Raw genomic sequence first — 25,679 nt, forward strand, 5'->3', positions numbered from 1 at the left:
ATGTTACTGGCAAGTCTGTTTGGTGTAGTGATGGGGTTGGTGCTCGGCCTGACTGGCGCCGGCGGCGGTATCCTTGCGGTCCCGGCCCTGGTGTTGGGGTTGGGCTGGAGCATGACCCAGGCCGCTCCGGTGGCGTTGTTCGCGGTGGGCAGTGCGGCAGCGGTGGGTGCCATCGACGGCTTGCGCCATGGCCTGGTGCGTTATCGCGCGGCGCTGCTGATCGCCGCGCTCGGTGCGGTGTTTTCGCCGGTGGGCATCTACTTTGCCCACCAGTTGCCGGAAAAAATCCTGATGATCCTGTTCAGCCTGCTGATGGTCGTGGTGGCCGGGCGGATGTTGCGCCGCGAGCGCAAGGACGAGGGTCCCAGCGATCACGGTCAGGCCAACTGGGGCCAGAAGAACTGCATGCTCGATCAACAAACCGGGCGCTTTTCCTGGACCGCTAAATGCACCGCGACCCTCGCCGCGCTCGGGGCAGTGACCGGCGTGGTCTCGGGATTGCTGGGGGTGGGCGGCGGTTTTCTGATTGTCCCGGCCTTCAAACAACTGACCGATGTGCAGATGCGCGGGATCATCGCCACCTCGCTGATGGTGATCAGCCTGATTTCGGCCATCGGCGTGATCGGCGCGTTCCATGCCGGGGTGCGCATCGATGGTTTGGGCATTGCCTTCATCGTTTCCAGCATCGTCGGCATGATCATCGGCCGCAAGCTCTGCGCCCGGGTGCCGGCGCGGGCGTTGCAGATCGGGTTCGCCAGCATCTGCGTCGTGGTCGCCGGCTACATGCTGTTTCGGGCCAACGCCTAGCCGGTACCGGTTCCTGTGGACGCCAATGGGGTCCACAGGCCTACACCCTAAGTGGCGAGCCTCGCCGACCAGCGGTCTTACGCCATAGCGGTCACGCACCGCCGGCCCCTCCAAAGCACCTGAAAACCAGCCCCAAGGCAGCGTATGGCGCCGCCGGTCTGGTTTCGATAATCGCCTCCGACACTCAGTCCCCCGTTTCGGAGCGCGCCATGCACAACAATAAGAACGTCACGCATCGTTTTCTGCCTGCCATTATCGCCAGCCTGTCTGCCCTCGGCCTGAGCCAGGTGGCCCAGGCGGATATCATGCTGTACGACAAGGACCAGACCACGTTCTCCACCGACGGCTACATCAACGCCTTCTACGTGAACAGCGATGTCGACCGCGCCGGCGATCAGTTCGACCGTCGACAGGCGCGGGTCAAGATGGGCTTCTTGCCCAACTACCTGGGGTTCAACATGGGCAAGCAGGTCGACGATCTCAAGCTCGGCGCCCGTGCCTCGTTCTGGGTCACCATCAACGACAGCCAAACCAATGGCACCGACACCGCCATCGATGTGCGGCAGTTCTACGGCACCGTGGCCAACCCGGAATGGGGCGAAGTACTGATCGGCAAGGACTTCGGGCTGTTCGCCCGTTCCAACATCCTGCTCGACGAAATGCTCGCCGGTTATGGTCAGGTCAGCGATACGTTGGGGCTGGTGGATGGCGGCGGGGTGTCGTTCGGCAACATCGGCACCGGTTACCCGTATCCGTTCCCGACCTCGCAGATCACCTATCGCACCCCGGTGATGGACGGTCTGCGCGTGGCGGTCGGCATCATGGACCCGGTGGACACCAACGACAGCAGCCCGACGGGCAAGGCCTATCAGGAAAACCCGCGTACCGAGAGCGAAGTCACCTATCAGTTCGACCTGGCCGGGGCCCAGATCTACAGCTGGGTCAACGGCAGCTACCAGACCTCGGACAACACCGACTCCACGGTCGAGACCGTCACCTCCAAGGGCGTCGGTTATGGCGTGCAGGCGAAGATGGGCGGCTTGTCCCTGACCGGGTCCGGTTTCCAGGCCAAGGGCATCAACCCGTTTTTCACCAACAATGCCGGCGAGCCGACCCTGCGCAACGTCGACAGCGACGGCTACCTGTTGCAGGGCTCCTACAAACTGGGCAAGAACCGCCTGGCCTTGTCCTACGGCAAGACCAATGACGATGGCAACGGTGTGGTCGGCAGCGGTGCGGACTACGAGACCCGTGGCATCGCGTTGTTCCATGACGTGAACGACAACCTCAAGCTGGTGGCCGAGTACAACCAGTTCGAAATCAACGGCCACGACACCGACGAGCAGAACGAAAACACCGACACCTTTGCCGTGGGCGCGGTGCTGACCTGGTAACCCCGGGAGGTGGCCCTGGCCGTGCGCATCGCGGCGAGGGTCGCCAACCGTCTCATCCCATCGAAGCGGCTACCCGCTACCCAAGTAGCATTCGTCGCCCCCCACAGACTTCGTACACTCGTGCCTCATACACACGCACCTGCGGGAGGTAAGGATGCAGCAGAGCAATGGCGTCGTCAGTGCAATGTCCCAGGCCACCGATGCCCGGCAGGTCGCGCAGGAACTGGCACGACAGTTGTTGCATCCGCACCTGGGGTTCGTGCTGTTCTTCTGTTCCGCCGAGTACGACTTGCAGGCGCTGGGCCAGGCCTTGCAGCAAAGCTTCGGCGGTATTCGCCTGGCGGGCTGCACCAGCGCCGGAGAAATCACCCCCCTGGGCTACGGACGCAATTGCGTGACAGCGGTGGGCTTCGATCACCGGCACTTTTCCATCGCGGTCGAGCTGATCGACCAGATGGAGCACTTCAGCCTGATCGACGCCCAGCAAATGGTCGAGCGCCTGGTCAGTGGCTGTCGCAGCAACACCCTGGCGCCGATCAAGGGCAACAGCTTTGCCCTGACCCTGCTCGATGGCCTGTCCAGCCGCGAAGAAATGGTCCTGGCGGCCTTGAGCGCGGCATTGGGCGACATTCCGCATTTCGGCGGCTCGGCCGGCGACGACAACTACCTGACCCATACCCATGTGTACTTCGATGGCGAGTTCCACAGCGGCGCGGCCGTGGTGGTGCTGGTCAATACCTGGCTGGATTTCGAAGTGTTCACCACCCACCACGTGCTGCCCCGCGCCGAGAAGCTGGTGGTCACCGGGGCCGACAGCACCTTGCGCCGGGTCTTCGAGCTCAATGCCGAGCCGGCTGCCGAGGAGTACGCCCGGCACATCGGCGTGCCGGTGGCGCAACTCGATCACAAGGTCTTCGCCGCGCACCCGTTGGCAGTGCGGATCAACCAGCAGTACTACGTGCGGGCCATCCAGCAGGTGCATCCGGACCTGAGCCTGAGTTTCTACTGCGCCGTGGAAAACGGCATCGTCCTCACCGCCATGACCCCGGGCCCGATGCTGCCGAACCTGCAGAGCCTGTTCGAGGGGTTGCAGGAGCGCCTGGGCGATTTGCTGCTGACCATCGGTTGCGACTGTTTCCTGCGGCGTCTGGAACTCGAAGACGACGGCAGTCTTGATCAGATCGGCACGTTTTTGCGTGAGCAACGGGTGATGGGTTTCAACACCTACGGAGAACAGTTCAATGGCATGCACATCAACCAGACCTTCACCGGCGTTGCCATTGCCCGTGGCCGTGCCCCAGGACATCGCTGAACTGCAGGCCGAACTGGCCAGGCTGCGCCTGGAAAACCACAAACTGCAGCGCATCAATGGCGCGCTGATCGAACGGGTCGAGTCCGGGGGAACCCGCGGCAATGACCCGTACGCGGCATTCCAGCATTCGGTGGTGCTGGCCGAGCAAGTGCGCGAACGCACCGATGCCCTGAACCAGGCCATGGCCGAACTCAAGGCCGGTAATCATCTGCTCAGCGAAGCCCGCCAGCGCGCGGAAACGGCGCATCAACACCTGATCGATGCCATCGAAAGCATTTCCGACGCCTTCGTGCTGTTCGATGCCGAGCAGCGCATCGTGCTGTTCAACAGCCGCTTCAAGGCGTTCTGGCGCAACAGCCGGGTGCGGATCAACGCCGGCATGCGCCTGACCGAGGTCAAGCGGCTGATGCTGAACAACGGCCTGTTCACCGAAGAGCCACGGGGGCATGCCGACGAAAACCTGCTTTACCGCCTGCAGAACGGGCGCTGGCTGCAAGTCAGCGAGCGGCCGACCCAGGAGGGGGGGCGGGTGATTCTGTTCACCGACATTACCGACGTCAAACTCAGCGAAACCATGCGCCGTGAGCAGGCGGTGGCGCAGAAGTCGCACCTGTTGCAGCGGGCGGTCGACAACCTGTCCCAAGGGGTGGCGATGGTCAGCGCCGAAGGCATCCTGGAGTTGTGGAACCGGCGCTTCCTGGAGTTGAGCGGCCTGGCGCCGGTGGCGGCCCATCGTCCGTTTGCCGAAGTGATCGCCGACAGCGAGTTGAACCTGCTGACCCCGGCCAGCCGCGATAGCAACGGGCGACCGGTACGCGAATGCGAGCAGCGCCTGTACGATGGCCGGGTCCTGGAAATCCGCACCCATCCGCTGCCCACCGGCGGTTTCGTCAACACCTTCACCGACATCACCGAACGCTACCAGCACGCCGAGGCGCTGAGTGAAAGCGAGCACTGGATCCGCCTGATCACCGATCACGTACCGGCATTGATTGCCTACCTCAATGCCGACCTGGTCTACGAGTTCACCAACAAGGTCTACGAAGAATGGTACTGCTGGCCCCGCGGCGTGATGCTCGGCCAGAGCCTGCGCGAAGTGCACAGCGAGCAGCATTACCAGCGGCTGGAGTCCTACGTGACCAGGGCACTGGCCGGTGAGAGCGTGACCTTCGAGTTCGCCGAAACCAACGTCAACAACCAGGAGCGCTACATGCTGCGCTCCTATGTGCCCAACCGTCTGGCCAGTGGCGAGGTGGTGGGGATTTTCGTGCTGATCCGCGACATCACCGAACGCCGCCGCACCGCCGAAGCGCTGCATCAGGCTTATCAGAACCTTGAGCTGCGGGTACGCGAGCGCACGGCGGAATTGACCACCCTCAACGACCAGCTGCTGCGCGAGATCGATGAGCGTCGCCTGGTCGAGTCACGCTTGCGCGAGGCCAAGCAGGAAGCCGAGCAGGCCAACCTGTCGAAGACCAAGTTTCTCGCCGCCGTCAGCCACGACCTGCTGCAACCGTTGAATGCCGCGCGCCTGTTTACCAGTGCCTTGCTGGAACGGCGCGAGCCGATGTCCAGCGAGGTTCTGGTGCGCAACGTGAGCAATTCCCTGGAAGACGTGGAGAACCTGCTCGGCACCCTGGTGGATATTTCCAAGCTCGATGCGGGGGTGATCAAGGCCGACATTGCGCCGTTCGCCCTCAGTGAACTGCTGGACAACCTGGCCGCCGAATACACCCAGGTGGCGCGCAGTGAAGGCCTGCAACTGCACTTCATCGGCTGTTCGGCGCTGGTGCGCAGCGACATCCAGTTGCTCGCGCGGATTCTGCGCAACCTGCTGAGCAATGCGATTCGCTATACCTACAGTGGCCGCGTGGTGCTCGGTTGCCGGCGGCATCATCAGTGCCTGACGATCGAAGTCTGGGACAGCGGCATGGGCATTGCCGAGCATCGGCTGGAGGAGATATTCCAGGAGTTCAAGCGCGGTGATGTGCAACGACCCGATCAGGATCGCGGCCTGGGCCTGGGACTGGCGATTGTCGAGAAAATCGCCGGTATCCTCGGGCATCCCATTCATGTGCGCTCGTGGCCGGGCCGGGGTTCGATGTTCTCGGTCGAAGTGCCCTTGAGCGCCACCGCGCCGACACCGCCACCGACGTTGCAGATGAGCGAGCCGATGCTTGAGCGCCTGCGGGGTGCGCGGATATGGGTGCTGGACAACGACGCGACCATCTGTGCCGGCATGCGCACCTTGCTGGAGGGGTGGGGGTGTCGGGTGGTGACGGCGCTGTCGGAGGAAAACCTGGCACGGCAAGTGGACAACTACCACGCCGAGGCGGATCTGCTGATCGCCGACTATCACCTGGATAACGATCAGAACGGTGTCGATGCGGTGGCAAGAATCAATGCCCGTCGTGCCTCACCGATTCCGGCGATGATGATCACGGCCAACTACAGCAATGAACTCAAGCAGCAGATCCGCGAACTGGGCCACACCCTGATGCACAAGCCGGTGCGGCCGATGAAGCTGAAGACGGCGATGAGTCATTTGCTTGGCAGGCCTTGATATCTCGGCGTTTTTGCCACCGCTATCGCGAGCAGGCGCCTCGGTCTTGAATCAACGCCGCAGATAAGACCCGAAATCAATATCCCCGGCACTCAGGATCGCCTGCACCCGGTTGTGCACGTTGAGTTTGCGCAGGATCGCCGAGACGTGGGCCTTGACCGTGGTCTCGGCGATTTCCAGGGTGTAGGCGATCTGCTTGTTCGATTCGCCCTTGGTCATGCGTTCCAGCACCTGCAGTTGCTTGCGGGTCAGGGCCTGGAGCAGCTCGGGCGGGAAGCTCGGGGTGTCGTTCATCCGCCGGTGGGTGCTGCTTTTGCCGGTGCGGATGATGTCCGGAGGCAGGTAGACATTGCCATTGAGAATCTGCTGGATCGCATCGGTCATCTGGGCGCGGGGTGACGACTTGGTGATGAAGCCCACTGCACCGTAGGTGATGGCTTGCAGCACGATCTGTTTGTCCTGCTCGGCGGAGACAATCACCACCGGAATGGTCGGCGCTTCGTTACGCAGGTTGATCAGGCCATTGAGCCCGTGCATGCCGGGCATGTTCAGGTCGAGCAGGATCAGGTCCAGGTCGTCGTGTTCCTGGGTCAGGGCCAGGGCGCTGTCCAGGTCGGCGGTTTCCATCACTTCGCTGCCGGCAAAACCGTCGCTGATGACGTTGTGAATGGCTTCGCGAAACAGCGGGTGATCGTCGGCAATCAGGATTTTGTACATGGCCTTTCACCTCATTATTTTGATTATGGTGTGGCAACAACACGCACGCGTAAAGCTCAGGGAAAGGGTTCGGGCCGGGCTGGCGAAACCGGCAGGTTGGCCGCTTGCCAGGCGTCCAGGCCATCGCGATACCAATACAGAGTCTTATAACCCATGGTGGCTGCGCGCTTGACCGCATTCCAGCTCAGCCAGCAGTCGGAGCGGCAATAGAAGACCAGCGGTTGCGTCGGGTCGCCGGCGGTCAGCTTTTGAAGGTTGGCTGCGAAATAGTCCTGCCATTGCGGCGTCAGGTCGCCATCCCCGGTATTGGCCAGCCAATGGCTGCCGGGCAGGTTTTCATGGGGTTGGTCTTCGATGAATTGCCCTTGCAGCCACTGACGGCGGTAGACGTCGATCAGCACCGGGCGCGGGGTTTGGCTGAGCAGGGTTTGCAGGGCGGGGGTGTCGATGATGGTTGCGCCTTGCAGCTTGTCGGGCGTCGGGCTGCGGTACAGGCCGATGCGGTAGCCATCGGCGGAGAACAGCGCTGTGTCGGCCTGCGCAGTACTCAGCAGCAGGCCCAGGGACAGGGCGGCGAGAGCAGGGCGCAACAGGCAACGTCGGGCACGTGGCATGGGTCAGGTCCTTATAGTTATGGACCTATTACATGCCAGTCGGGGGGCGTTGGGAATGCGACGATAGACAGGGAAACCAGTACTAAAGTAGTAATTTCATCCAGTTCAATGAAGCTCCCCTGTGTTGTCAGTTGGCTTTGCGCAAGGCCGCATGCTGCGGGTTGAAGGTCAGCACGGCGAGCAACGCAAACAACAGCGTCAGCCCCGTGCACACCACCAGCGCCAGCGGATTGAAGCGTTCATACAGGGCGAAACGCACCAGCTCCACTGCGTGGGTGAATGGGTTCACCGCACACAGCCAACACAGCCACTCGCTGGCCTCGCGCATCTTCCACAGCGGATACAACGCCGAAGACAGGAAAAACAGCGGGAAGATCACGAAATTCATCACCCCGGCAAAGTTCTCCAGCTGGCGGATCGCGTTCGACAGCAGCAGGCCCAGGGCGCTGAGCATCAACGCCACCAGCAGCAGGGCCGGCAACGCCAATAACAGGCCCATGGCCGGTGGCTGCACGCCGTAGACCCAGGCAATCGCCAGGAACGCATACACCTGCAACAGCGAAATCAGCGAGGTGGCCAACAGTTTGCTGCACAGCAGAAAGGTGCGGGGCAGGGGGCTGGTCAGCAGCACGCGCATGCTGCCCATCTCGCGGTCGTAGACCATCGACAGTGAGCCCTGCATGCCGTTGAACAGCAGGATCATGCAGGCCAGGCCGGGGATGATGTAGACCTCGTACGGGATGTAGGTGTCGTAGGGTTCGATGATCGCGATCCCCAGCGCTGCGCGAAAACCGGCGGCGAACACCAGCAGCCACAGCAGCGGCCGCACCAGGGCGCTGAGAAACCGCGTGCGTTGCAGCACAAAGCGCAGCCATTCGCGCAGCACGATGCCGCTAAAGCATTGCCAGTAAGCGTTCATTGGGCAGCTCCTGATGTTGTCAGGCGGGTGAAGGCCGAACCGAGGTCACCGCCGTGTTCCAGGCTCAGGGCATCGGCCTGCCCACTGGCCACCAACCGGCCTTGATGCAGAATCAGCAAGTCATCGCTGGGCTGTACTTCGTCGAGCAAATGGGTGGTCCAGAGCACGCTGATGCGCTCTTCGCGACACAGGCTGCGGATGTGCTGGTTGAGCGCCAGGCGACTCGCCGGGTCGAGGCCGACACTGGCTTCGTCGAGCAGCAACAGGCGCGGCTCATGCAACAGGGCACGGGCAATTTCCACCCGGCGACGATGGCCGCCATTGAGCTCGCGCACCCGTTCGCGGCGGCGGTCGGTCAGGGCCTGGCGGGCCAGTTCGGCGTCGACCCGAAGGTCGGTCTGACGCCGGGACAGGCCATGCAATGCAGCGTGATAACGCAGGTTCTGCTCGACGCTGAGGTCCAGGTCCAGGGTGCTTTGCTGGAACACCACGCCCAATTGCCTGAGTGCCGGGCGTGCCGCGCTGCGCAATGAATTGCCACCGACGCGGATCTCGCCTTGCTGCAGATCATAGAGCCGGGTCAGCAGGGCAATCAGGGTCGACTTGCCCGCGCCGTTGGGTCCCAGCAGCGCGGCGAAACGCCCGGGCTCCAGGCCGAAACTCACTTTGCGCAAGGCCTCTCGGGCGCCGTAGGCAAAGCTCAGGTCACTGACTTCAAGGGCGTTCATGGTGTCACCACCACGCCCCAGGGGTAGCGCCCGACCTTCACCGATTTGCTGACCTTGAGGCTGTCGACATCGATCACCGAGACATCGCCGCTGACGCCATTGGTGGCCAGCAACTGTTTCTGATCCGGGGTGAACGCCATCTGCCAGACCCGTCGACCCACCAGCAAGTAATCGAGAATCTCGAAGGTCTTGGCATCGATCACGGCCACATGGTTGGCCGGGCCGAGGGCGACGAAGCCGTACTTGCCATCGGCGCTGAGCTTGATGCCGACGGGCTGGACCTTGTCGGGGTGCACGCCCTTGATCTGGAAGTTCAGGGTCTTGAGCACGGTGCGGCTGGCTACATCGAGAATGGTCACGGTGCCGCCGATTTCCGCCGAGGCCCAGAGCTGGGCGCCATCGGGGGAGAACTCGACGAAGCGCGGGCGCTGGTCCACCAGGGTGCTGTCGGCCAGGGTCTGGGTGCCGGTGTCGATCCAGTGCAGCATGTTGGTGGTCTCGCTGGTGTTGACCGCCCACTTGCCGTCAGGGCTGACGGCCATGCCTTCAGGTTCGACGCCGACGTTGATCTGGCCGAGCACCTTGGAAGTCTCGGTGTCGATCACCGTGACCAGCGCATCGTCTTCGTTGGAGACGTACAACCAGCGATTGTTCGGGTGCAGGGCGAATTGCTCGGGGTCTTTGCCCGAGGGCAACTCCTTGATGATCTTGCGCGTGGCCACGTCCATCACCTGGACCCGGTCCGAGTCACTGGCGCAGATGTACAGCAGCTTGCTGTCATGGGACAGCAGCAGGCCGCGTGGGCGCTGGCCGACGGGCAGGGTGTCGGTGACTTGCAGGGTCTGCAGGTCGATCAGGCTCAGGCTGTTGTCCTTTTCGTTGGAGACCCAGGCAGTGCTGGCAACGGCATGGCCAGCGGCGAGCAGCATGATGCAAGAGAGCAGGGTGCGGCGCATGGCGGATTCCTTGTTGTTGTGATGATCGGATCAGGGAAAACGGCAGCTGACCTCGGGTTTGTCGTAGCCCAGGCTGTCCATCTCGTTGAACGGGTGCAAAAAGCCATCCTGGGGTGAGGTGCTGACCAGCGCCCGTGGCTGGACGATGGGAATCGGCTGGCGCAACTGGCCGTTCCACGGCCGGTAGCTGAGCTTGCGGCCCTTGAAACCGTCGAGGGGCAACTGGTCGCTGATTTCCAGCGTACGGATCGCCATCGGCTCGGCCTGGCGCAGTTTGCTCACGGCGCTGGCGATACTGCGCACGGCCATCCAGGCGGCGAAATCGCGGTCATTCATCCAGCGCCCGGTCAGGGCTTCGAAGCGTTTTTGCAGCTGCGCGGCGCCGTAGGTTTCCACGGTCTTGTGCCAGCCCACCGGGGTCAGGCCCTGAGTGCCGGCGACCGGGCGCGGGTACCAGGTCTGATAGGGCACGTATTCACCGAAGTCGCCGCGTTCATCGGCCACCAGTACCACGTCGTACTCGGCGGTCTGGGTGAACAGCGGCATATCCGCCTGGGCGCTGCGGCGTTGGTCGTTATCGAAGCTCCAGGTTTTTTCCGCCACCAGTTGCAAGCCGAAGCGCTTGGCCCCGCGGCGCAGGGCGGCGGCATAGGCTTGATCGTCCGGCGTCGGGCCGACAATCAGCAGCGCCCGCTGCCATTTGCGCAGCACCAGAAACTGCGCCAGTGCATCGGCGAGCATCGCCCGGCTCGGCAAGGTGTGCAGCACATTCGCCAGGCAATCGGTGGTGCGCAGGCTGTCATCGGGGCTACCGGCGTTGAACAGCAAACTGTCGGGCAGCGCCGCACTCAATTGGCGCAGGCTGGTGGCGGGGGCATTCACCACAAACAGGCGCAGGCCTTGCTCATGCTGCACCTTTGCCGCTTCGAGCAAGGCCTCGGGGCTGTCAACACTGGCGCTGACCAGGCTGTAGCTGTGGTTGAGAAAGCGCCCGGTGCTGTTGCTGTCAGTGATCGCCAGTTCAGCGCCGCGCAGCCCGGCATCGCTGGGCTCCGGGATGACGTTCGACAGCAACGGGCCGGGGTCGGGGCGATAACCCAGGTAGCCGATCCGCACCTGCAAGGGCGCATCGGCGGCCTGGCTCTGGGTGGCCAGGCCGGCGGCGCAGGCAATCGCCAGCAGGTAGATCAGGGCGTAAGGGATGAGCGGGCGCATAGGGCACTCCATTACAGGTAGCGCCAGCTTAAGTAGCCCGTGAGGTTGAGGAAATATGCAGAAAGTACCGGTGGTGTCCATCCAGCGCCTTACTACCAAGGGACTAGGTGGCGACCACCAAAGCAGCATGGGGCGAGTGCAATGCCGTTTCTAAGATAGCTGCCATAGCCTCTGCCAAGAGGTTTTGCGTGCAATCCAGAGGGCATAACAATGACAACAAAACGCAACGCCTTGCTCGTGACCGGGCTATTGGCCAGTTTGATCAGCGCAGGTTCCGTCTGGGCCCACGGCAACGTGGTCCCACAAGCCGTGGCCACCCCGGGGCTGACCCCGATCAAGGACGCCGGTGTGCAACTCGATGCCGATGGCTGGGCCGCGGTGAACCCGTATCGTACCGCTCCAGAACATGACAAGGCGGTGGAGATCGGCGCCTCGGCCTACAACCAGAACTGCGCGGCCTGTCACGGCCTGGAAGCCAAGTCCGGCGGCATCGCCCCAGACTTGCGCATGCTTGATGTCGGCGAGTCGGGCGATGAGTGGTTCGTCGAGCGTGTCCGCCATGGCGCGGTGCGCGACGGTCGGGTGTACATGCCGAAGATGGCCGACTACCTGAGCCAGGAGGCCCTGTGGGCGGTGCGCACTTATCTGGACACTGTGCGCGTCGAGGAGTGACCCATGCGCCTGCTCGCGGTGTTGATCAGCGCTCTGTGGCTGTGCTGCCAGGCGGCGCAGGCGCAGGTTCGCAACTACGACGAAATGATCGCCGCCGGGGAGCTGAAGGTGGCGGTCTACAAGGACTTCGCCCCCTACAGCTTTGAAAGCGCCGGCAAACCCCAGGGTGTCGATGTCGAACTCGCCGAGGCCCTGGCCAGGGCGCTCGGCGTGCGCCTGACACTGATCTGGGCACCGGCCGGGGAAAGGCTCGACGACGACCTGCGCGACTACATCTGGCGTGCCAGTGCCTTGCACAACCAGCAACTGGCCGACCTGATGATGCGCGTGCCCTACGACCGTGACTACGCGCAGAAGCGCAATGAGTTCGGCGAACTGGTCAACGGCCAAGTGGTGATGTTCGGTCCGTACCAGAACGAACAATGGCAGGTTGCCTATGACCGCCGGCGGCTGGACAAGGTCGCCAGCGTCGCGGTGTTCGAGCATCACCCGATTGGTGTCGAAGTCGACAGCGTGCCGTCGTTCTACCTGACCTCGGTGTTCAACGGCATGCTCGCCGGCAAGACCCATCACTATCCCGGCGTGCCCCAGGCGTTTGCCGCGATGAAGGCCGGAGAGGTCGACGCGGTGATGGCCATGCGCGGCGAGATCGACTGGCAGGTCCATGAAGCGGCCGACCCGCAAGTGGCTCTGGCAGAAAATGCCTATCCGAACATGGGCAAGCAGCTCTGGGAAATCGGCATGGCGGTGCACGAAAGCAACCGTCAGCTGGCCTATGCCGTGGAAGAGGCGCTGGAAAGCCTGATCCGCGAGGGCTCGGTGAAGACCATCTACGGCCATTACGGCCTGCAATACGACGTGCCCGAGATGTATCAATAAGGAGCAGGCGATGAAATGGCGAGGGAGTTGTCTGTTGGCCTGCTGGTTGAGCCTGGCGGCACAGGCTGGCGCTATCGATCCCGGTAAAGACCCGGTGCCATCGGTGATGTGGGCCTTCTATCACCAGCAGTTTCTCGGCAATGCGCCGTTCGTTTTCGATGAGCGAGTCAAGTTGCTGGCGCCGCCGTTTGCCGAAGATGCCCGGCAGGTGCCGCTGGAAATCGACGCCCGGGCGTTCAAAGGCGAGGTGGTGAAAATCCTCGCCTGGGCAGAGCTGAACCCGTTGCCGAAAATCGTCGACTTCCAGCCGCTGAATTCGGTTTTGCCCTGGCTGTCGTTGCGCATTCGCATCGAACAGGCCACGCCCTTGCGCGCGGCGGTGTTGACCCGTGACGGGTTGTGGCATGTCGGTTCGACCCTGATCGACGCCGCAGGTGGCGGCTGCACCGCGCCGAGCGTGGTGCGGACTCAACCGGGCTGGGAGGAGCACATCGGCGAAGTGCTCGGCGGCCGCTATCCCCGGGGTGAATTCAGCCGTTTGCGATTGCAGGTGGCCCATCCCATGGACAACGGCATGGTCAGCGGCATTCCGGAATTCTTCATCAACCATGCCGAGCTGCGCGACCACAACGAGCAAGTGCTGGCCCGGCTGGAGCTGTTTCCCGCGGTCAGCGAAAACCCCAACCTGGCCTTCGACATCGAGGGGGCAGGGCAAACGCGCCTGCTGCTACGGGACAACAGCGGCAATGAGTTCGATGCGTCGATCCTCTGACCCAAAGAAGCGTGACCCCAAGAAGCGTGACCCCAAGGAGCGTGGCATGCGCTGGATCCTGTTGATGGTGCTGAGCGTCAGTCTGCCGGCCCTGGCCGATCTCGAGTACTCACTCAAGCCCCGGCAGATCGCCCAGGACACCTGGCTGCTGGAAGGCAGCACCGATAATTTTGCCAAGGCCAACGGCGGCAATATCGTCAACACCGCGTTCATCGTCACCGAGCGCGGAGTGGTGGTGATCGACACCGGGCCGTCCCGGCGTTACGGCGAAGCGATGCGCAAGGCCATTGCCGCCACGACCGACAAGCCGGTGATCGAGGTCTTGCTGACCCATCACCACCCGGACCATGTGCTGGGTAATCAGGCCTTCAGCGACGTACCGATCGCTGCCTTGGCCGGCACCACCGAGCTGCTGCACCAGCAAGGCGATGCCATGGCCGAGAATATGTACCGCATGGTCGGCGACTGGATGCGTGGCACCGAAGTGGTGCTGCCGACGCAGACGCTGACACCCGGCGTGAAAAGTTTTGGGAATCACGATCTGCGTCTGCTGAGCCTGGGTGGGCATACGGGCGCGGATCTGGCTATTCTCGACCAGCAAACCGGCGTGTTGTTTGCCGGGGACCTGGTGTTTTATCAACGGGCCCTGACCACGCCCAACAGTCCGGGGCTGGCGGTGTGGCTGGCGGACATCGCGACCCTGCAAGGCTTGCCCTGGACGCAGGTCGTGCCGGGCCACGGGCCGGTGTCGAGCGATCCACAACCCTTCGAGCAGATGCACGATTACCTGACCTGGCTTGATCAGCTGATGCGCGACGGCGCCGCCAATGGCAGCGACATGGCCGAGATGATCCGCAGCCCCATCCCCGAACGCTTCGCCGGGATCAACCTGAGCCGCTACGAACTGATCCGCAGCGTCAGTCATCTGTACCCGCGCTACGAGCGCGAGCGGATGACGCGGGTGGATTCCAACGCAAAAAAATGAGCAAACACAGCCCTCTGTGGGAGCGAGGGGGGTTCACAATCCTGCGTTTTCTCTCCCACCCTGTACCAAGGAACTAGCAATCTCCTCATTGCGGTCAATTGTTGCCAGGGCGGCGGCGCTCAAGAATCTGCTCCAGACCGGGAAAATTTTCCGGACATAACAAAAAATCCGCAGAGGAAGCCGTCATGACCCAACCCGCACGTCGCCAGCCCTTCGTCTTGAGCCTGCTGCTCAGTGCCATGCTGTTGTCCGGCCAGGCATTGGCCGGGGTTTCCGACCAGGACATTCTCCAGGACCCGAAGAACCCGGAACAGGTCGTGACCAACGGCCTCGGCGTTCAAGGGCAGCGCTATAGCCCGCTGGATATTCTCAATGTCGACAACGTCAAGGAGCTGCGTCCGGTCTGGGCGTTTTCCTTCGGCGGTGAAAAACAGCGTGGCCAGCAAGCGCAGCCGATGGTCAAGGACGGCGTGATGTACATGACCGGTTCCTACTCCCGGGTGTTCGCCGTGGATGCACGCACCGGCAAGAAACTCTGGCAATACGATGCACGCCTGCCGGATGACATCCGTCCTTGCTGCGACGTGATCAACCGTGGCGTCGCGCTGTATGGCGACCTGGTGATTTTCGGCACCCTCGACGCCAAGCTCGTGGCGCTGAACAAGGACACCGGCAAGGTGGTCTGGAGCAAGAAAGTCGCCGACCATAAGGAAGGCTACTCGATCAGCGCCGCACCGCTGGTGATCAACGGCAAGCTGATTACCGGCGTGGCTGGTGGCGAGTTCGGCGTGGTGGGCAAGATCGAGGCCTACGACCCGAAAAACGGAGATCTGCTGTGGACCCGGCCAACGGTCGAAGGCCATATGGGCTACGTCTACAAGGACGGCAAAGCGGTGGAAAACGGCATCTCCGGCGGCGAAGCGGGCAAGACCTGGCCGGGCGATCTCTGGAAAACCGGCGGCGCGGCCCCTTGGCTGGGCGGCTATTACGACCCGGAAACCAACCTGCTGCTGTTCGGTACCGGCAACCCGGCGCCGTGGAACTCGCACCTGCGCCCTGGCGACAACCTCTATTCCTCGTCGCGCCTGGCGCTCGACCCGGACGACGGCACCATCAAGTGGCACTTCCAGAGCACGCCCCACGACGGTTGGGACTACGACGGCGTGAACGAACTGGTGTCGTTCAACTACAGCGAAGGCGGCAAGGAGATCAAGGCGGCGGCCACTGCCGACCGTAACGGTTTCTTCTACGTGCTGGATCGTACCAACGGCAAATTCATCCGTGGCTTCCCGTTCGTGGACAAGATCACCTGGGCCACCGGCCTGGACAAGAACGGCCGGCCGATCTACAACGAGGCCAGCCGTCCCGGCGCCCCGGGCTCGGAAGTCAAGGGCAGTTCGGTGTTCGTAGCACCGGCGTTCCTCGGCGCGAAAAACTGGATGCCGATGGCTTACAACAAAGACACCGGGCTGTTCTATGTGCCGTCCAACGAATGGGGTATGGACATCTGGAACGAAGGCATCGCCTACAAGAAAGGCGCTGCGTTCCTCGGCGCAGGCTTCACCATCAAACCGTTGAACGAAGACTACATCGGCGTGCTGCGGGCCATCGATCCGAAAACCGGCAAGGAAGTGTGGCGCCACAAGAACTACGCGCCGCTGTGGGGCGGGGTGCTGACCACCAAGGGCAATCTGGTGTTCACCGGCACGCCTGAAGGCTTCCTGCAGGCTTTCAACGCCAAGACCGGCGAAAAGGTCTGGGAATTCCAGACCGGTTCCGGCGTGCTCGGCTCGCCCATCACCTGGGAAATGGACGGCGAACAGTACGTCTCGGTGCTCTCCGGCTGGGGCGGTGCGGTACCGCTGTGGGGCGGCGAAGTGGCCAAGCGCATCAAGGACTTCAACCAGGGCGGCATGCTCTGGACCTTCAAGCTGCCCAAGGACCTCGTTGCCAAGCACTGAGAAAAGCATTGCACATACTGTGGTGAGGAAGCTTTTGTGGCGAGGGGGCTTGCCCCCGTTGGGTCGCGAAGCGGCCCCCTGCATTTTTCCAGATTCACCAGGCTGCCTGGATTGACGACTGCTTCGCAGCCGAACGGGGGCAAGCCCCCTCGCCACAAGGATCACCTGTCCCGTATGGGAAAACCTACGACCAAATAACGAGAGCCCCTCCTGCCAACGATGCATTCGTCTGGCACGCGGGGCTCTCTAGTATCGGCTCATCGCCTGTCAGTACGACAGGCATCGACCCAGACAGAGGCCCACCATGATCTACGCACAACCCGGAACCCCAGGCGCCGTCATTACTTTCAAACCACGCTACGGCAACTTCATCGGTGGCGAGTTTGTCGCTCCGATCAATGGCGAGTACTTCACCAACACCTCGCCGGTCAACGGTGAAGTGATCGCCGAATTCCCGCGCTCCAGCGCCGCCGACATCGACAAGGCCCTCGACGCCGCGCATGCCGCAGCGGATGCCTGGGGCAAGACCTCGGCCCAGGACCGCTCCCTGGTGCTGCTGAAAATCGCCGATCGCATCGAGCAGAACCTTGAGGTGCTGGCCGTCACCGAAACCTGGGACAACGGCAAGGCCGTGCGCGAAACCCTGAACGCCGACGTGCCGCTGGCGGCCGACCACTTCCGTTACTTCGCTGGCTGCATCCGCGCCCAGGAAGGCGGGGCTGCCGAGATCAACGAACTGACCACGGCCTATCACTTCCACGAACCGCTGGGTGTGGTCGGGCAGATCATTCCGTGGAACTTCCCGCTGCTGATGGCCGCCTGGAAACTCGCCCCGGCCCTGGCCGCCGGCAACTGCATCGTGCTCAAGCCTGCCGAGCAAACGCCGCTGTCGATCATGGTCTTCGCCGAGCTGATCGCCGACTTGCTGCCAGCGGGCGTGCTGAACATCGTCCAGGGCTTCGGTCGCGAAGCCGGCGAGGCCCTGGCCACCAGCAAGCGCATCGCCAAGATCGCCTTCACCGGCTCGACCCCGGTGGGCGCGCACATCATGCATTGCGCCGCCGAGAACATCATCCCGAGCACCGTCGAACTGGGCGGCAAGTCGCCGAACATCTTCTTCGAAGACATCATGAATGCGGAGCCGGCGTTCATCGAAAAAGCCGCCGAAGGCCTGGTGCTGGCGTTCTTCAACCAGGGCGAAGTCTGCACCTGCCCGTCCCGGGCGCTGGTGCAGGAGTCGATCTACGAGCCGTTCATGGTCGAGGTGATGAAGAAGATCGTCAAGATCAAGCGCGGCAATCCGCTGGACACTGAAACCATGGTCGGTGCCCAGGCGTCCGAGCAGCAATACGACAAGATCCTCTCGTACCTGACCATTGCCCAGGAGGAGGGCGCCGAGCTGCTCACCGGCGGTGCGGCTGAACGTCTGGAAGGCGACCTGTCCAGCGGCTATTACATCCAGCCGACCCTGCTCAAGGGGCACAACAAGATGCGCGTGTTCCAGGAAGAAATCTTCGGCCCGGTGGTGGGTATCACCACCTTCAAGGATGAAGCCGAAGCCCTGGCGATTGCCAACGACAGCGAGTTCGGCCTCGGTGCCGGCCTGTGGACCCGCGACATCAACCGCGCCTACCGCATGGGTCGGGCGATCAAGGCCGGGCGCGTGTGGACCAACTGCTACCACCTGTACCCGGCGCACGCCGCGTTCGGTGGCTACAAGAAGTCCGGCGTTGGTCGGGAAAACCACAAGATGATGCTCGATCACTACCAGCAGACCAAAAACCTGCTGGTGAGCTACGACATCAATCCGCTGGGCTTCTTCTGATTCCTTAAAAACACTGAAAAACCTGTAGGAGCGAGCCTGCTCGCGATAGCGGTCAGCACATTCAACATTAATGTTGACTGTCGGACCGCTATCGCGAGCAGGCTCACTCCTACACTGTTTTGTGGCGTGCAAAACATCTGCGTAACACCCCCTACCAAATCACCCCGCCAACTCCTTCGAAAGTAGCATTCGGGCGCTCATCGCCCCGTGCATTAATGGCTCTACCGGAATCACCCGGGCACAAGAAGAGGAATGACCCATGTGGACTAAACCCGCGTTTACCGATCTGCGCATTGGCTTCGAAGTGACGATGTATTTCGCCAACCGTTGATTGATCACCCGGCCAGCGGATGCGTTGGCCGGGCCTGCCTTCTGGAGCATCCGCCATGCACATCCGCGTTCTCGGTTCCGCCGCTGGCGGTGGTTTCCCGCAGTGGAACTGCAACTGCCGCCAGTGCGCCGGTGTGCGCAATGGCAACCTGCGGGCACAGCGCCGTACGCAGTCGTCGATTGCCCTGAGTGACGACGGTGTGGAGTGGGTGCTGTGCAATGCTTCACCGGACATTCGCGCGCAACTCGAGAGTTTTGCGCCATTGCAACCGGCGCGGCGCCTGCGTGACAGCGCCATCGCCGGCATCGTGCTGCTGGACAGCCAGATCGACCATTGCACCGGTTTGCTCAGCCTGCGCGAAGGCTGCCCGCATGAGGTGTGGTGCACCGAGCGCGTGCATCAGGACCTGAGCAGCGGTTTCCCGTTGTTCAACATGCTTGGGCATTGGACCGGCGGATTGCTCTGGCAACCGCTCGGCCTCGATCGCCAGCCGTTCAGCATCGCGGCCTGCGGACATTTGCAATTTCGCGCGATTCCCCTGGTGAGCAACGCGCCGCCGTATTCGCCCAATCGCGGCAACCCGCAACCGGGCGACACCATTGGCCTGTTCATTGAAGACCTGCGCAACGGCGCCTCGCTGTTCTATGCCCCGGGCCTTGGCCGAATCGACGATGAAGTGCTGGGCTGGATGCAGCGTGCCGATTGCCTGTTGCTGGATGGCACCCTGTGGCGCGACGACGAGATGCGTATCTGCGAAGTCGGCCAGAGCATGGGCAGCGAAATGGGGCACCTCCCACAAAGCGGCCCCGGCGGGATGCTTGAAGTGCTGGAGGGCTTCAATCGCCAGCGCAAGGTGCTGATCCACATCAACAACACCAATCCCATTCTCGATGAAGACTCGGCCGAGCGGGCGCTGCTGGAGCGGCGGGGTATTGAAGTGGCTTATGACGGCATGAGTATTGAGCTGTAGCCGATGGCCTCTTCGCGAGCAGGCACCGCAAAAAGTCCCGGAGAACAAAATGACTGACACCCCCATGTCCCCCACAGAATTCGAAGCCACCCTGCGCGCCAAGGGCGCCTACTACCACATCCACCATCCCTACCACCAAGCGATGTACGCCGGCCGCGCCAGCCGCGAGCAGATCCAGGGCTGGGTCGCCAACCGCTTCTACTATCAGGTCAACATCCCCCTGAAGGACGCCGCGATTCTCGCCAACTGCCCGGACCGCGACGTGCGCCGGGAGTGGCTGCAACGGATTCTCGACCACGACGGTGTCCCCGGCAGTGAAGGCGGTATCGAAGCCTGGCTGCGCCTGGGCGAAGCGGTGGGGCTGGATCGCGAGCAGATCCTGTCCCAGGAACTGGTGCTGCCCGGCGTGCGTTTCGCCGTGGATGCCTACGTCAATTTCGCTCGCCGCGCCTGTTGGCAGGAAGCGGCCAGTAGCTCGCTGACCGAGTTGTTCGCGCCGCAGATCCATCAGTCGCGACTCGACGCCTGGCCGACCCATTACCCGTGGATCGACGTCGCCGGCTACGACTACTTCCGCACGCGCCTGAGCCAGGCGCGGCGCGATGTCGAGCATGGCTTGCGCATCACCCTGGCGCACTACGTGACCGCCGAGGGGCAACAACGCATGCTGGAGATCCTGCAGTTCAAGCTCGACGTGCTGTGGAGCATGCTCGATGCCATGAGCATGGCCTACGAGCTGGAACGCCCGCCGTATCACACGGTCACCGGCAACAACGTCTGGCACCGGGGGATCGCCCTGTGAGCCTGATCGATCGCCAGCAGTCGCCGGCCTTGCGCCGCGGTTTTCGTCTGCAGTGGGAGCCCCGTCAGGACTGCCACGTGCTGCTGTACCCCGAAGGCATGATCAAGCTCAACGCCAGTGCCGGACAGATTCTCGACCTGGTGGATGGCCAGCGCAGCGTGGCGGCGATCATTGATCGATTGAGCGCCAGTTTCCCCGGGGTTCCGGGGATCGACGAAGACGTGCTGGCGTTTCTGGAGGTGGCCCATGCGCAATTCTGGATCGAGTGAGACACTGCCGGGGCCGCCGTTGTGGCTGCTCGCCGAGCTGACCTACCGTTGTCCGCTGCAATGTCCCTATTGCTCCAATCCACTGGATTTTGCCCGGCACGGCGAGGAACTGAGCACGCAAGAATGGATTCGCGTATTCCGTGAAGCGCGGGACATGGGCGCCGCGCAATTGGGCTTTTCCGGTGGCGAGCCATTGGTTCGCCAGGACCTCGCCGAACTGATCAAGGCCGCCCGGGACATGGGCTACTACACCAACCTGATCACCTCCGGCATCGGCCTGACCGAGCAGAAGGTGCGCGACTTCAAGGTGGCCGGGCTGGACCATATCCAGATCAGCTTCCAGGCCGCCGACGAAGCGGTGAACAACATGCTCGCCGGCTCGCGCAAGGCCTTTGCCCAGAAACTCGCGATGGCCCGTGCGGTGAAAGCCCAGGGCTATCCGATGGTGCTGAACTTCGTCACCCATCGGCACAACATCGACCGGATCGCGCAGATCATCGAGCTGTGTCTGGAGCTGGAAGCGGACTTCGTCGAATTGGCCACCTGCCAGTTCTATGGCTGGGCCGAACTCAACCGCGTCGGCCTGTTGCCCACCCGTGAGCAACTGCAGCGTGCCGAGCGCATCACCAATGAATACCGCCAACGCCTCGAAGCCCAGGGCCACCCGTGCAAGCTGATCTTCGTCACCCCGGATTACTACGAGGAGCGTCCCAAGACCTGCATGAACGGCTGGGCCAACCTGTTTCTCGACATCACCCCCGACGGCACGGCCCTGCCTTGCCACAGCGCCCGGCAGTTGCCGGTGCAGTTTCCCAACGTGCGCGAGCACAGCCTCTCGCACATCTGGAACGACTCGTTCGGCTTCAACCGTTTTCGCGGCGATGCCTGGATGAAGGAGCCGTGCCGCTCCTGCGATGAAAAGCACAAGGACCTGGGCGGGTGTCGCTGCCAGGCTTTCATGCTGACTGGCGATGCCAGCAATGCCGACCCGGTGTGCAGCAAGTCCCCGCACCACGGGGTGATCCTCAAGGCCCGCGAGGAAGCGGACGCGCCGGGGTTGGGGATCGAACACCTGACGCTACGCAACGCGAAGGCTTCGCAGCTGATCTATCGCGGCTAGCCTGGCGATACAAATCACTGTCTGGGTCAATGACCTTGGTCTGATTGCATTCACAGCTGGATGGTTTAGTGTGGTTTCTACCTTCCAAAACAATAAGAACAGGCTTTCCAATGAGCCAGAGTCTCAACCAGCTGCGCAAGTTCGTTTCACCTGAAATCATCTTCGGTGCCGGTAGCCGGCACAGTGTCGGCAATTACGCGAAGACCTTTGGCGCACGCAAGGTCCTGGTGGTCAGTGATCCCGGCGTGATTGCCGCCGGTTGGGTCGCCGATGTCGAGGCCAGCCTGCAAGCGCTGGGCATCCAGTATTGCCTGTACTCCGATGTCTCGCCCAACCCTCGGGTCGAAGAGGTGATGCTCGGCGCCGAGATGTACCGGGAAAACCACTGCGACGTGATCGTCGCCGTCGGTGGCGGCAGCCCGATGGACTGCGGCAAAGGCATTGGCATCGTCGTTGCCCATGGCCGCAGCATTCTCGATTTCGAGGGCGTGGACACCATCCGTGTGCCCAGCCCGCCGCTGATCCTGATACCGACCACCGCCGGCACCTCGGCCGACGTCTCGCAATTCGTGATCATTTCCAACCAGCAGGAGCGCATGAAGTTCTCCATCGTCAGCAAGGCGGTGGTGCCGGATGTTTCGCTGATCGACCCGGAAACCACCCTGAGCATGGACCCGTTCCTGTCGGCCTGTACCGGCATCGACGCGTTGGTGCATGCCATCGAAGCCTTCGTGTCCACCGGCCACGGGCCACTGACCGATCCCCATGCGCTAGAGGCGATGCGCCTGATCAATGGCAACCTGGTGCAAATGATCGCCAACCCGACCGACATCGCCCTGCGCGAGAAGATCATGCTCGGCAGCATGCAGGCCGGGCTGGCGTTCTCCAACGCCATCCTCGGCGCCGTGCATGCCATGTCCCACAGCCTCGGCGGCTTTCTCGATCTGCCCCACGGCCTGTGCAACGCGGTACTCGTCGAGCACGTGGTGGCCTTCAATTACAACTCGTCGCCAGATCGCTTCAAGGTGATCGCCGAGACATTGGGCATCGACTGCCGAGGCCTGAATCACCGGCAGATCTGCGGGCGCCTGGTCGAACACCTGATCGCCCTCAAGCACGCCATCGGCTTTCACGAAACCCTCGGCTTGCATGGCGTCAGGACCTCGGACATTCCGTTCCTGTCGCAGCATGCGATGCACGATCCGTGCATCCTGACCAACCCGCGCGAATCCAGCCAGCGTGATGTCGAGGTCGTCTATGGCGAAGCCCTCTGACGAGCAACAACGGGCCCTGACGGGGCTGCTGGGGCTGGGCAGCCACTCGGCGCGCAAGAGTCATTACCCGGAGCTGGCCGCGCGCCTGGATGAGCTGGAAGCCGAGCGTAACCGCTACAAGTGGCTGTTCGAAAACGCGGTGCACGGGATCTTCCAGGCCAGCCTGCACGACGGCATGCGCGCCGCCAACCCGGCGCTGGCACGCATGCTCGGCTACCAGGACCCGCAGGAGGTGCTGTTCTCCCTGACCGACCTGGGCAGCACCCTGTTCGTCGACGGCGCGCAGGAGCTGGAAACCATTGGCGAAATCCTCAGGCACCAGCGCAGCCTGCACGGCTATGAAACCCGCTTGCGGCGCAAGGACGGCAGTCACCTCGATGTGTTGATGAACCTGCTGCTCAAGCCCGGTCAGGAAGGGCTGGTAGAAGGGTTCGTCTCCGATATCACCGAGCGCAAGCTGGCCCAGCGACGCCTGCAGCAACTCAATGACGAACTGGAGCAGCGCGTCGTCGCGCGCACCGATGAATTGCTCGAAGCCAACCGTAACCTTCAGCAGCAGATCACCCAGCGTAAACAGATCGCCCGGGCCTTGCGCGACGCCCGCGATGCCGCCGAGGCCGCCAATCACAGCAAGGACAAATACCTCGCCGCCGCCAGCCACGACCTGCTGCAACCGCTGAACGCCGCGCGGTTGCTGATTTCGACCCTGCGCGAACGCAAACTGCCGGAAGCCGAGCAGGTGCTGGTGGAGCGCACTCACCAGGCGCTGGAAGGGGCTGAAGACCTGCTGACGGATCTGCTCGACATTTCCCGGCTCGATCAGGCCGCGGTCAAGCCGGACGTTGCCTTGTACCGCCTTGACGAACTGCTCGGGCCGCTGGTGTCGGAGTTCCAGTCTGTCGCCCAGGCCGCCGGCTTGAACCTGCGGGTGCGTATGGCCGATTACGCCATCAGCACCGACTTGCGCCTGATGACGCGGATCCTGCGCAACTTCCTCAGCAATGCCTGCCGCTACACCGATGAAGGCAGCATCCTGCTGGCGGCAAGGCGTCGGGGCGAGATGTTGCGCCTGGAGGTCTGGGACACCGGGCGTGGCATCGCCGCCGACCGGCTCGATTCGATCTTCCTCGAGTTCAACCAGCTGGACGTCGGCCGCGCCGCCGACCGCAAGGGTGTGGGCCTGGGGCTGGCGATTGTCGAGCGCATCGCCAAGATCCTTGGCTACAGGATCGGCGTGTACTCGATGCCGGGGCGGGGTTCGATGTTCAGCATCGAGGTGCCGATATCCGACGAGGTTCCGTTGCCCGTGAGTCAGGCGGTGCCACAACCGGGCACCGGCAACCCGCTGCCGGGCCGCCGTTTACTGGTGATCGACAACGAAGTGAGCATTCTCGACAGCATGAGCGCGTTGCTCGGGCAGTGGGGCTGCGACGTTCTGGTCGCCACTGATGAAGAGGCTGCGTTGGCGGCGCTACGCGGGCAGGCGCCGGAACTGATTCTCGCCGACTATCACCTCGATCACGGGGTGGTCGGCTGTGATGTGGTGCGACATTTGCGCGAGCATTTCCACCAGGACATTCCCGCGGTGATCATTACCGCCGACCGCACCGACCATTGTCGGCGTGCGTTGCAGCGGCTCAACGCACCCTTGCTGAACAAACCGGTGAAGCCCGGCAAGTTACGAGCGGTGTTGAGTCAATTGTTGGGGGTGACTGCCTGAAACGGTCGGTACTGCAGGGTGAAGGCCAGTTCGGTGGATTGACCCTGTTCCAGCAAGCGTAATCCTGGTCGACCGGGCAGGTGGTGCGCATTGACCGGGTGGCTGACCGGTTCGATGCAGAAAAACCCCAGGCCCACAGGGCAGTAGAGCAGGTAGTAATCGCTGCCGGTAGCCTGGCAGTCGAGAGCGTAACCAAGATCTGCTTGCTCGATCAGGCAGTGGCCGTTCCATTCACAAAAACCGTTGTCCACCAAGGATTCGGGCAATGCCTTCGGTTGCTGGAAATCCCACTCGACCGGCAATGCGCTGAGTTCCGTCGGCAGTTTTGCCCCGTCGCACATCCACACGTGCCGGGCGGGTGCCTGTAGTCGGGTGTTCGGTGTGCGCGGCAGATAGGGATGCAATCCCAGACCATGCCACGCAGCGTGTTCAGCCAGGTGCGTGACGTGCATCTCGATGCTCAGCTTGCCCGCGCTCAAATGGAAACGTTGCCGGGCGCGATAAGCGAAGGGGGTTGTGCTGTCGAGTTGCAGGACCACTTCATTTTTCGACCGGGAAACCACGTCCCACGCCTGCTGCCAGGCGCTGCCGTGAATCGGCAGGGGATCGGTGAGGCTGTTGGGCGCCAGTGCCAGCCAGCCATCGGGGCAATCGAAACCGCCATCGGCGATGCGGTTGGACCAGGGGATCAAGGGAAAGCAGCCGAGCTTGCCGGGCAGGCCGCTGTTCAGGGCATGCTCATCTGCGTGGCGCAGCAAGGGCTGGCCAGTGCTGCGCACGGTCCAGTTGACGATGCTGGCGCCGAGTTCCGGGGCGAGGGTGAGGTGGGTGAGTTCGTCTTCGAGTTCGAGGAGTGTTGGCGTCATGTTGACCT

Annotated in this window: 24 protein-coding genes; 17 read left to right on the forward strand and 7 right to left on the reverse strand. The window is 62.7% G+C overall.

The genetic code is table 11. The features are described from left to right. The 4 genes from AABM52_RS12800 to nahK all read left to right on the forward strand — a co-directional run bounded on the left by AABM52_RS12800 (window position 1) and on the right by nahK (window position 6,076). The gene (locus AABM52_RS12800) at window positions 1-807 is read left to right on the forward strand and encodes a sulfite exporter TauE/SafE family protein (protein WP_347912104.1); all 807 of its coding nucleotides are present in this window, start codon (window positions 1-3) and stop codon (window positions 805-807) included. Window positions 808-1,016: 209 nt separating this feature from the next. Beyond that, window positions 1,017-2,201, forward strand: a complete 1,185-nt coding sequence (locus AABM52_RS12805) for a porin (protein WP_347912105.1) — start codon at window positions 1,017-1,019, stop codon at window positions 2,199-2,201. A 154-nt stretch (window positions 2,202-2,355) separates the two neighbouring features. After that, complete coding sequence (gene nosP / locus AABM52_RS12810) at window positions 2,356-3,513, forward strand: nitric oxide-sensing protein NosP (RefSeq protein WP_347912106.1); 1,158 nt, start codon at window positions 2,356-2,358, stop codon at window positions 3,511-3,513. Then, window positions 3,482-6,076 (forward strand): hybrid sensor histidine kinase/response regulator NahK/ErcS', encoded by a 2,595-nt coding sequence (gene nahK, locus AABM52_RS12815; RefSeq protein WP_347912621.1) that lies wholly within the window; start codon window positions 3,482-3,484, stop codon window positions 6,074-6,076. Before nosP ends, nahK begins: the two co-directional genes overlap by 32 nt. A gap of 51 nt (window positions 6,077-6,127) precedes the next feature. Here the strand turns inward: nahK and AABM52_RS12820 are convergent, their stop codons facing one another. From AABM52_RS12820 to AABM52_RS12845, 6 genes are all read right to left on the reverse strand, one after another. Next, window positions 6,128-6,793: a response regulator transcription factor gene (locus tag AABM52_RS12820; protein WP_046037303.1), complete on the reverse strand. Its 666-nt coding sequence runs from the start codon at window positions 6,791-6,793 to the stop codon at window positions 6,128-6,130. A 56-nt stretch (window positions 6,794-6,849) separates the two neighbouring features. After that, on the reverse strand, window positions 6,850-7,407 hold the full coding sequence (locus tag AABM52_RS12825; RefSeq protein WP_347912107.1) for a PQQ-dependent catabolism-associated CXXCW motif protein: 558 nt from the start codon (window positions 7,405-7,407) through the stop codon (window positions 6,850-6,852). Between the two features lie 127 nt (window positions 7,408-7,534). Next, the gene (locus AABM52_RS12830; protein WP_347912108.1) at window positions 7,535-8,326 is read right to left on the reverse strand and encodes an ABC transporter permease; all 792 of its coding nucleotides are present in this window, start codon (window positions 8,324-8,326) and stop codon (window positions 7,535-7,537) included. Beyond that, the gene (locus AABM52_RS12835; protein WP_347912109.1) at window positions 8,323-9,054 is read right to left on the reverse strand and encodes an ABC transporter ATP-binding protein; all 732 of its coding nucleotides are present in this window, start codon (window positions 9,052-9,054) and stop codon (window positions 8,323-8,325) included. Before AABM52_RS12835 ends, AABM52_RS12830 begins: the two co-directional genes overlap by 4 nt. Next, window positions 9,051-10,010 carry a YVTN family beta-propeller repeat protein gene (locus AABM52_RS12840; RefSeq protein ID WP_347912110.1) on the reverse strand — a complete coding sequence of 320 codons (960 nt, stop codon included), beginning with the start codon at window positions 10,008-10,010 and terminating at the stop codon, window positions 9,051-9,053. Before AABM52_RS12840 ends, AABM52_RS12835 begins: the two co-directional genes overlap by 4 nt. A 30-nt stretch (window positions 10,011-10,040) precedes the next feature. Further along, a complete protein-coding gene (locus AABM52_RS12845) occupies window positions 10,041-11,225 on the reverse strand; it encodes an ABC transporter substrate-binding protein (protein ID WP_347912111.1) in 1,185 nt (394 codons plus the stop codon). 210 nt (window positions 11,226-11,435) lie between these two features. Between AABM52_RS12845 and pedF the strand changes: the two genes are divergently transcribed. The 13 genes from pedF (at window position 11,436) to AABM52_RS12910 (ending at window position 24,805) form a co-directional block, all read left to right on the forward strand. Continuing rightward, window positions 11,436-11,897, forward strand: a complete 462-nt coding sequence (gene pedF, locus AABM52_RS12850) for a cytochrome c-550 PedF (RefSeq protein ID WP_347912112.1) — start codon at window positions 11,436-11,438, stop codon at window positions 11,895-11,897. Window positions 11,898-11,900: 3 nt separating this feature from the next. Further along, window positions 11,901-12,776 carry a transporter substrate-binding domain-containing protein gene (locus tag AABM52_RS12855; RefSeq protein ID WP_347912113.1) on the forward strand — a complete coding sequence of 292 codons (876 nt, stop codon included), beginning with the start codon at window positions 11,901-11,903 and terminating at the stop codon, window positions 12,774-12,776. 10 nt (window positions 12,777-12,786) lie between these two features. Then, window positions 12,787-13,548, forward strand: a complete 762-nt coding sequence (locus tag AABM52_RS12860; RefSeq protein WP_347912114.1) for a quinoprotein dehydrogenase-associated SoxYZ-like carrier — start codon at window positions 12,787-12,789, stop codon at window positions 13,546-13,548. Between the two features lie 46 nt (window positions 13,549-13,594). After that, the gene (locus tag AABM52_RS12865; protein ID WP_347912115.1) at window positions 13,595-14,533 is read left to right on the forward strand and encodes a quinoprotein relay system zinc metallohydrolase 1; all 939 of its coding nucleotides are present in this window, start codon (window positions 13,595-13,597) and stop codon (window positions 14,531-14,533) included. 185 nt (window positions 14,534-14,718) lie between these two features. After that, window positions 14,719-16,494 (forward strand): PQQ-dependent methanol/ethanol family dehydrogenase, encoded by a 1,776-nt coding sequence (locus tag AABM52_RS12870; protein ID WP_347912116.1) that lies wholly within the window; start codon window positions 14,719-14,721, stop codon window positions 16,492-16,494. A gap of 304 nt (window positions 16,495-16,798) precedes the next feature. Continuing rightward, complete coding sequence (locus AABM52_RS12875; RefSeq protein ID WP_347912117.1) at window positions 16,799-18,319, forward strand: aldehyde dehydrogenase family protein; 1,521 nt, start codon at window positions 16,799-16,801, stop codon at window positions 18,317-18,319. 259 nt (window positions 18,320-18,578) lie between these two features. Further along, window positions 18,579-18,650 carry a pyrroloquinoline quinone precursor peptide PqqA gene (gene pqqA / locus AABM52_RS12880; protein ID WP_003253598.1) on the forward strand — a complete coding sequence of 24 codons (72 nt, stop codon included), beginning with the start codon at window positions 18,579-18,581 and terminating at the stop codon, window positions 18,648-18,650. A gap of 55 nt (window positions 18,651-18,705) precedes the next feature. Next, window positions 18,706-19,620 carry a pyrroloquinoline quinone biosynthesis protein PqqB gene (gene pqqB, locus AABM52_RS12885; RefSeq protein WP_347912118.1) on the forward strand — a complete coding sequence of 305 codons (915 nt, stop codon included), beginning with the start codon at window positions 18,706-18,708 and terminating at the stop codon, window positions 19,618-19,620. A gap of 49 nt (window positions 19,621-19,669) precedes the next feature. Next, window positions 19,670-20,422, forward strand: coding sequence for a pyrroloquinoline-quinone synthase PqqC (gene pqqC / locus AABM52_RS12890; protein ID WP_347912119.1), 753 nt, complete (start codon window positions 19,670-19,672; stop codon window positions 20,420-20,422). Next, window positions 20,419-20,691 (forward strand): pyrroloquinoline quinone biosynthesis peptide chaperone PqqD, encoded by a 273-nt coding sequence (pqqD, locus tag AABM52_RS12895; protein WP_310059085.1) that lies wholly within the window; start codon window positions 20,419-20,421, stop codon window positions 20,689-20,691. The genes pqqC and pqqD overlap by 4 nt, the downstream gene beginning before the upstream one ends. Further along, entirely contained in the window at window positions 20,669-21,811 is a 1,143-nt protein-coding gene (pqqE, locus tag AABM52_RS12900) for a pyrroloquinoline quinone biosynthesis protein PqqE (RefSeq protein ID WP_347912120.1), read from the forward strand. The genes pqqD and pqqE overlap by 23 nt, the downstream gene beginning before the upstream one ends. 110 nt (window positions 21,812-21,921) lie before the next feature. Continuing rightward, window positions 21,922-23,085: an alcohol dehydrogenase-like regulatory protein ErcA gene (gene ercA, locus AABM52_RS12905; RefSeq protein ID WP_347912121.1), complete on the forward strand. Its 1,164-nt coding sequence runs from the start codon at window positions 21,922-21,924 to the stop codon at window positions 23,083-23,085. After that, window positions 23,069-24,805, forward strand: a complete 1,737-nt coding sequence (locus AABM52_RS12910) for a NahK/ErcS family hybrid sensor histidine kinase/response regulator (RefSeq protein WP_347912122.1) — start codon at window positions 23,069-23,071, stop codon at window positions 24,803-24,805. The genes ercA and AABM52_RS12910 overlap by 17 nt, the downstream gene beginning before the upstream one ends. Here AABM52_RS12910 and AABM52_RS12915 read toward each other — a convergent pair. Next, window positions 24,781-25,671 (reverse strand): aldose 1-epimerase, encoded by an 891-nt coding sequence (locus AABM52_RS12915; RefSeq protein ID WP_347912123.1) that lies wholly within the window; start codon window positions 25,669-25,671, stop codon window positions 24,781-24,783. The two genes, AABM52_RS12910 and AABM52_RS12915, sit on opposite strands and share 25 nt — an antisense overlap. Window positions 25,672-25,679 lie beyond the last annotated feature (8 nt).

This window comes from Pseudomonas grandcourensis (assembly GCF_039909015.1).
Lineage (GTDB): Bacteria > Pseudomonadota > Gammaproteobacteria > Pseudomonadales > Pseudomonadaceae > Aquipseudomonas > Aquipseudomonas grandcourensis.

Coding starts and splice junctions, on each gene's coding strand:
- AABM52_RS12805 (WP_347912105.1), top strand. CDS start 1,017: ATGCACAACAATAAGAACGTCACGCATCGTTTTCTGCCTGCCATTATC.
- AABM52_RS12875 (WP_347912117.1), top strand. CDS start 16,799: ATGATCTACGCACAACCCGGAACCCCAGGCGCCGTCATTACTTTCAAA.
- pqqE (WP_347912120.1), top strand. CDS start 20,669: ATGCGCAATTCTGGATCGAGTGAGACACTGCCGGGGCCGCCGTTGTGG.
- AABM52_RS12845 (WP_347912111.1), bottom strand. CDS start 11,225: ATGCGCCCGCTCATCCCTTACGCCCTGATCTACCTGCTGGCGATTGCC.
- AABM52_RS12800 (WP_347912104.1), top strand. CDS start 1: ATGTTACTGGCAAGTCTGTTTGGTGTAGTGATGGGGTTGGTGCTCGGC.
- AABM52_RS12835 (WP_347912109.1), bottom strand. CDS start 9,054: ATGAACGCCCTTGAAGTCAGTGACCTGAGCTTTGCCTACGGCGCCCGA.
- AABM52_RS12910 (WP_347912122.1), top strand. CDS start 23,069: ATGGCGAAGCCCTCTGACGAGCAACAACGGGCCCTGACGGGGCTGCTG.
- nosP (WP_347912106.1), top strand. CDS start 2,356: ATGCAGCAGAGCAATGGCGTCGTCAGTGCAATGTCCCAGGCCACCGAT.
- AABM52_RS12915 (WP_347912123.1), bottom strand. CDS start 25,671: ATGACGCCAACACTCCTCGAACTCGAAGACGAACTCACCCACCTCACC.
- pqqB (WP_347912118.1), top strand. CDS start 18,706: ATGCACATCCGCGTTCTCGGTTCCGCCGCTGGCGGTGGTTTCCCGCAG.
- AABM52_RS12860 (WP_347912114.1), top strand. CDS start 12,787: ATGAAATGGCGAGGGAGTTGTCTGTTGGCCTGCTGGTTGAGCCTGGCG.
- AABM52_RS12825 (WP_347912107.1), bottom strand. CDS start 7,407: ATGCCACGTGCCCGACGTTGCCTGTTGCGCCCTGCTCTCGCCGCCCTG.
- pedF (WP_347912112.1), top strand. CDS start 11,436: ATGACAACAAAACGCAACGCCTTGCTCGTGACCGGGCTATTGGCCAGT.
- AABM52_RS12870 (WP_347912116.1), top strand. CDS start 14,719: ATGACCCAACCCGCACGTCGCCAGCCCTTCGTCTTGAGCCTGCTGCTC.
- AABM52_RS12830 (WP_347912108.1), bottom strand. CDS start 8,326: ATGAACGCTTACTGGCAATGCTTTAGCGGCATCGTGCTGCGCGAATGG.
- ercA (WP_347912121.1), top strand. CDS start 21,922: ATGAGCCAGAGTCTCAACCAGCTGCGCAAGTTCGTTTCACCTGAAATC.
- AABM52_RS12820 (WP_046037303.1), bottom strand. CDS start 6,793: ATGTACAAAATCCTGATTGCCGACGATCACCCGCTGTTTCGCGAAGCC.
- AABM52_RS12855 (WP_347912113.1), top strand. CDS start 11,901: ATGCGCCTGCTCGCGGTGTTGATCAGCGCTCTGTGGCTGTGCTGCCAG.
- AABM52_RS12865 (WP_347912115.1), top strand. CDS start 13,595: ATGCGCTGGATCCTGTTGATGGTGCTGAGCGTCAGTCTGCCGGCCCTG.
- pqqC (WP_347912119.1), top strand. CDS start 19,670: ATGACTGACACCCCCATGTCCCCCACAGAATTCGAAGCCACCCTGCGC.
- AABM52_RS12840 (WP_347912110.1), bottom strand. CDS start 10,010: ATGCGCCGCACCCTGCTCTCTTGCATCATGCTGCTCGCCGCTGGCCAT.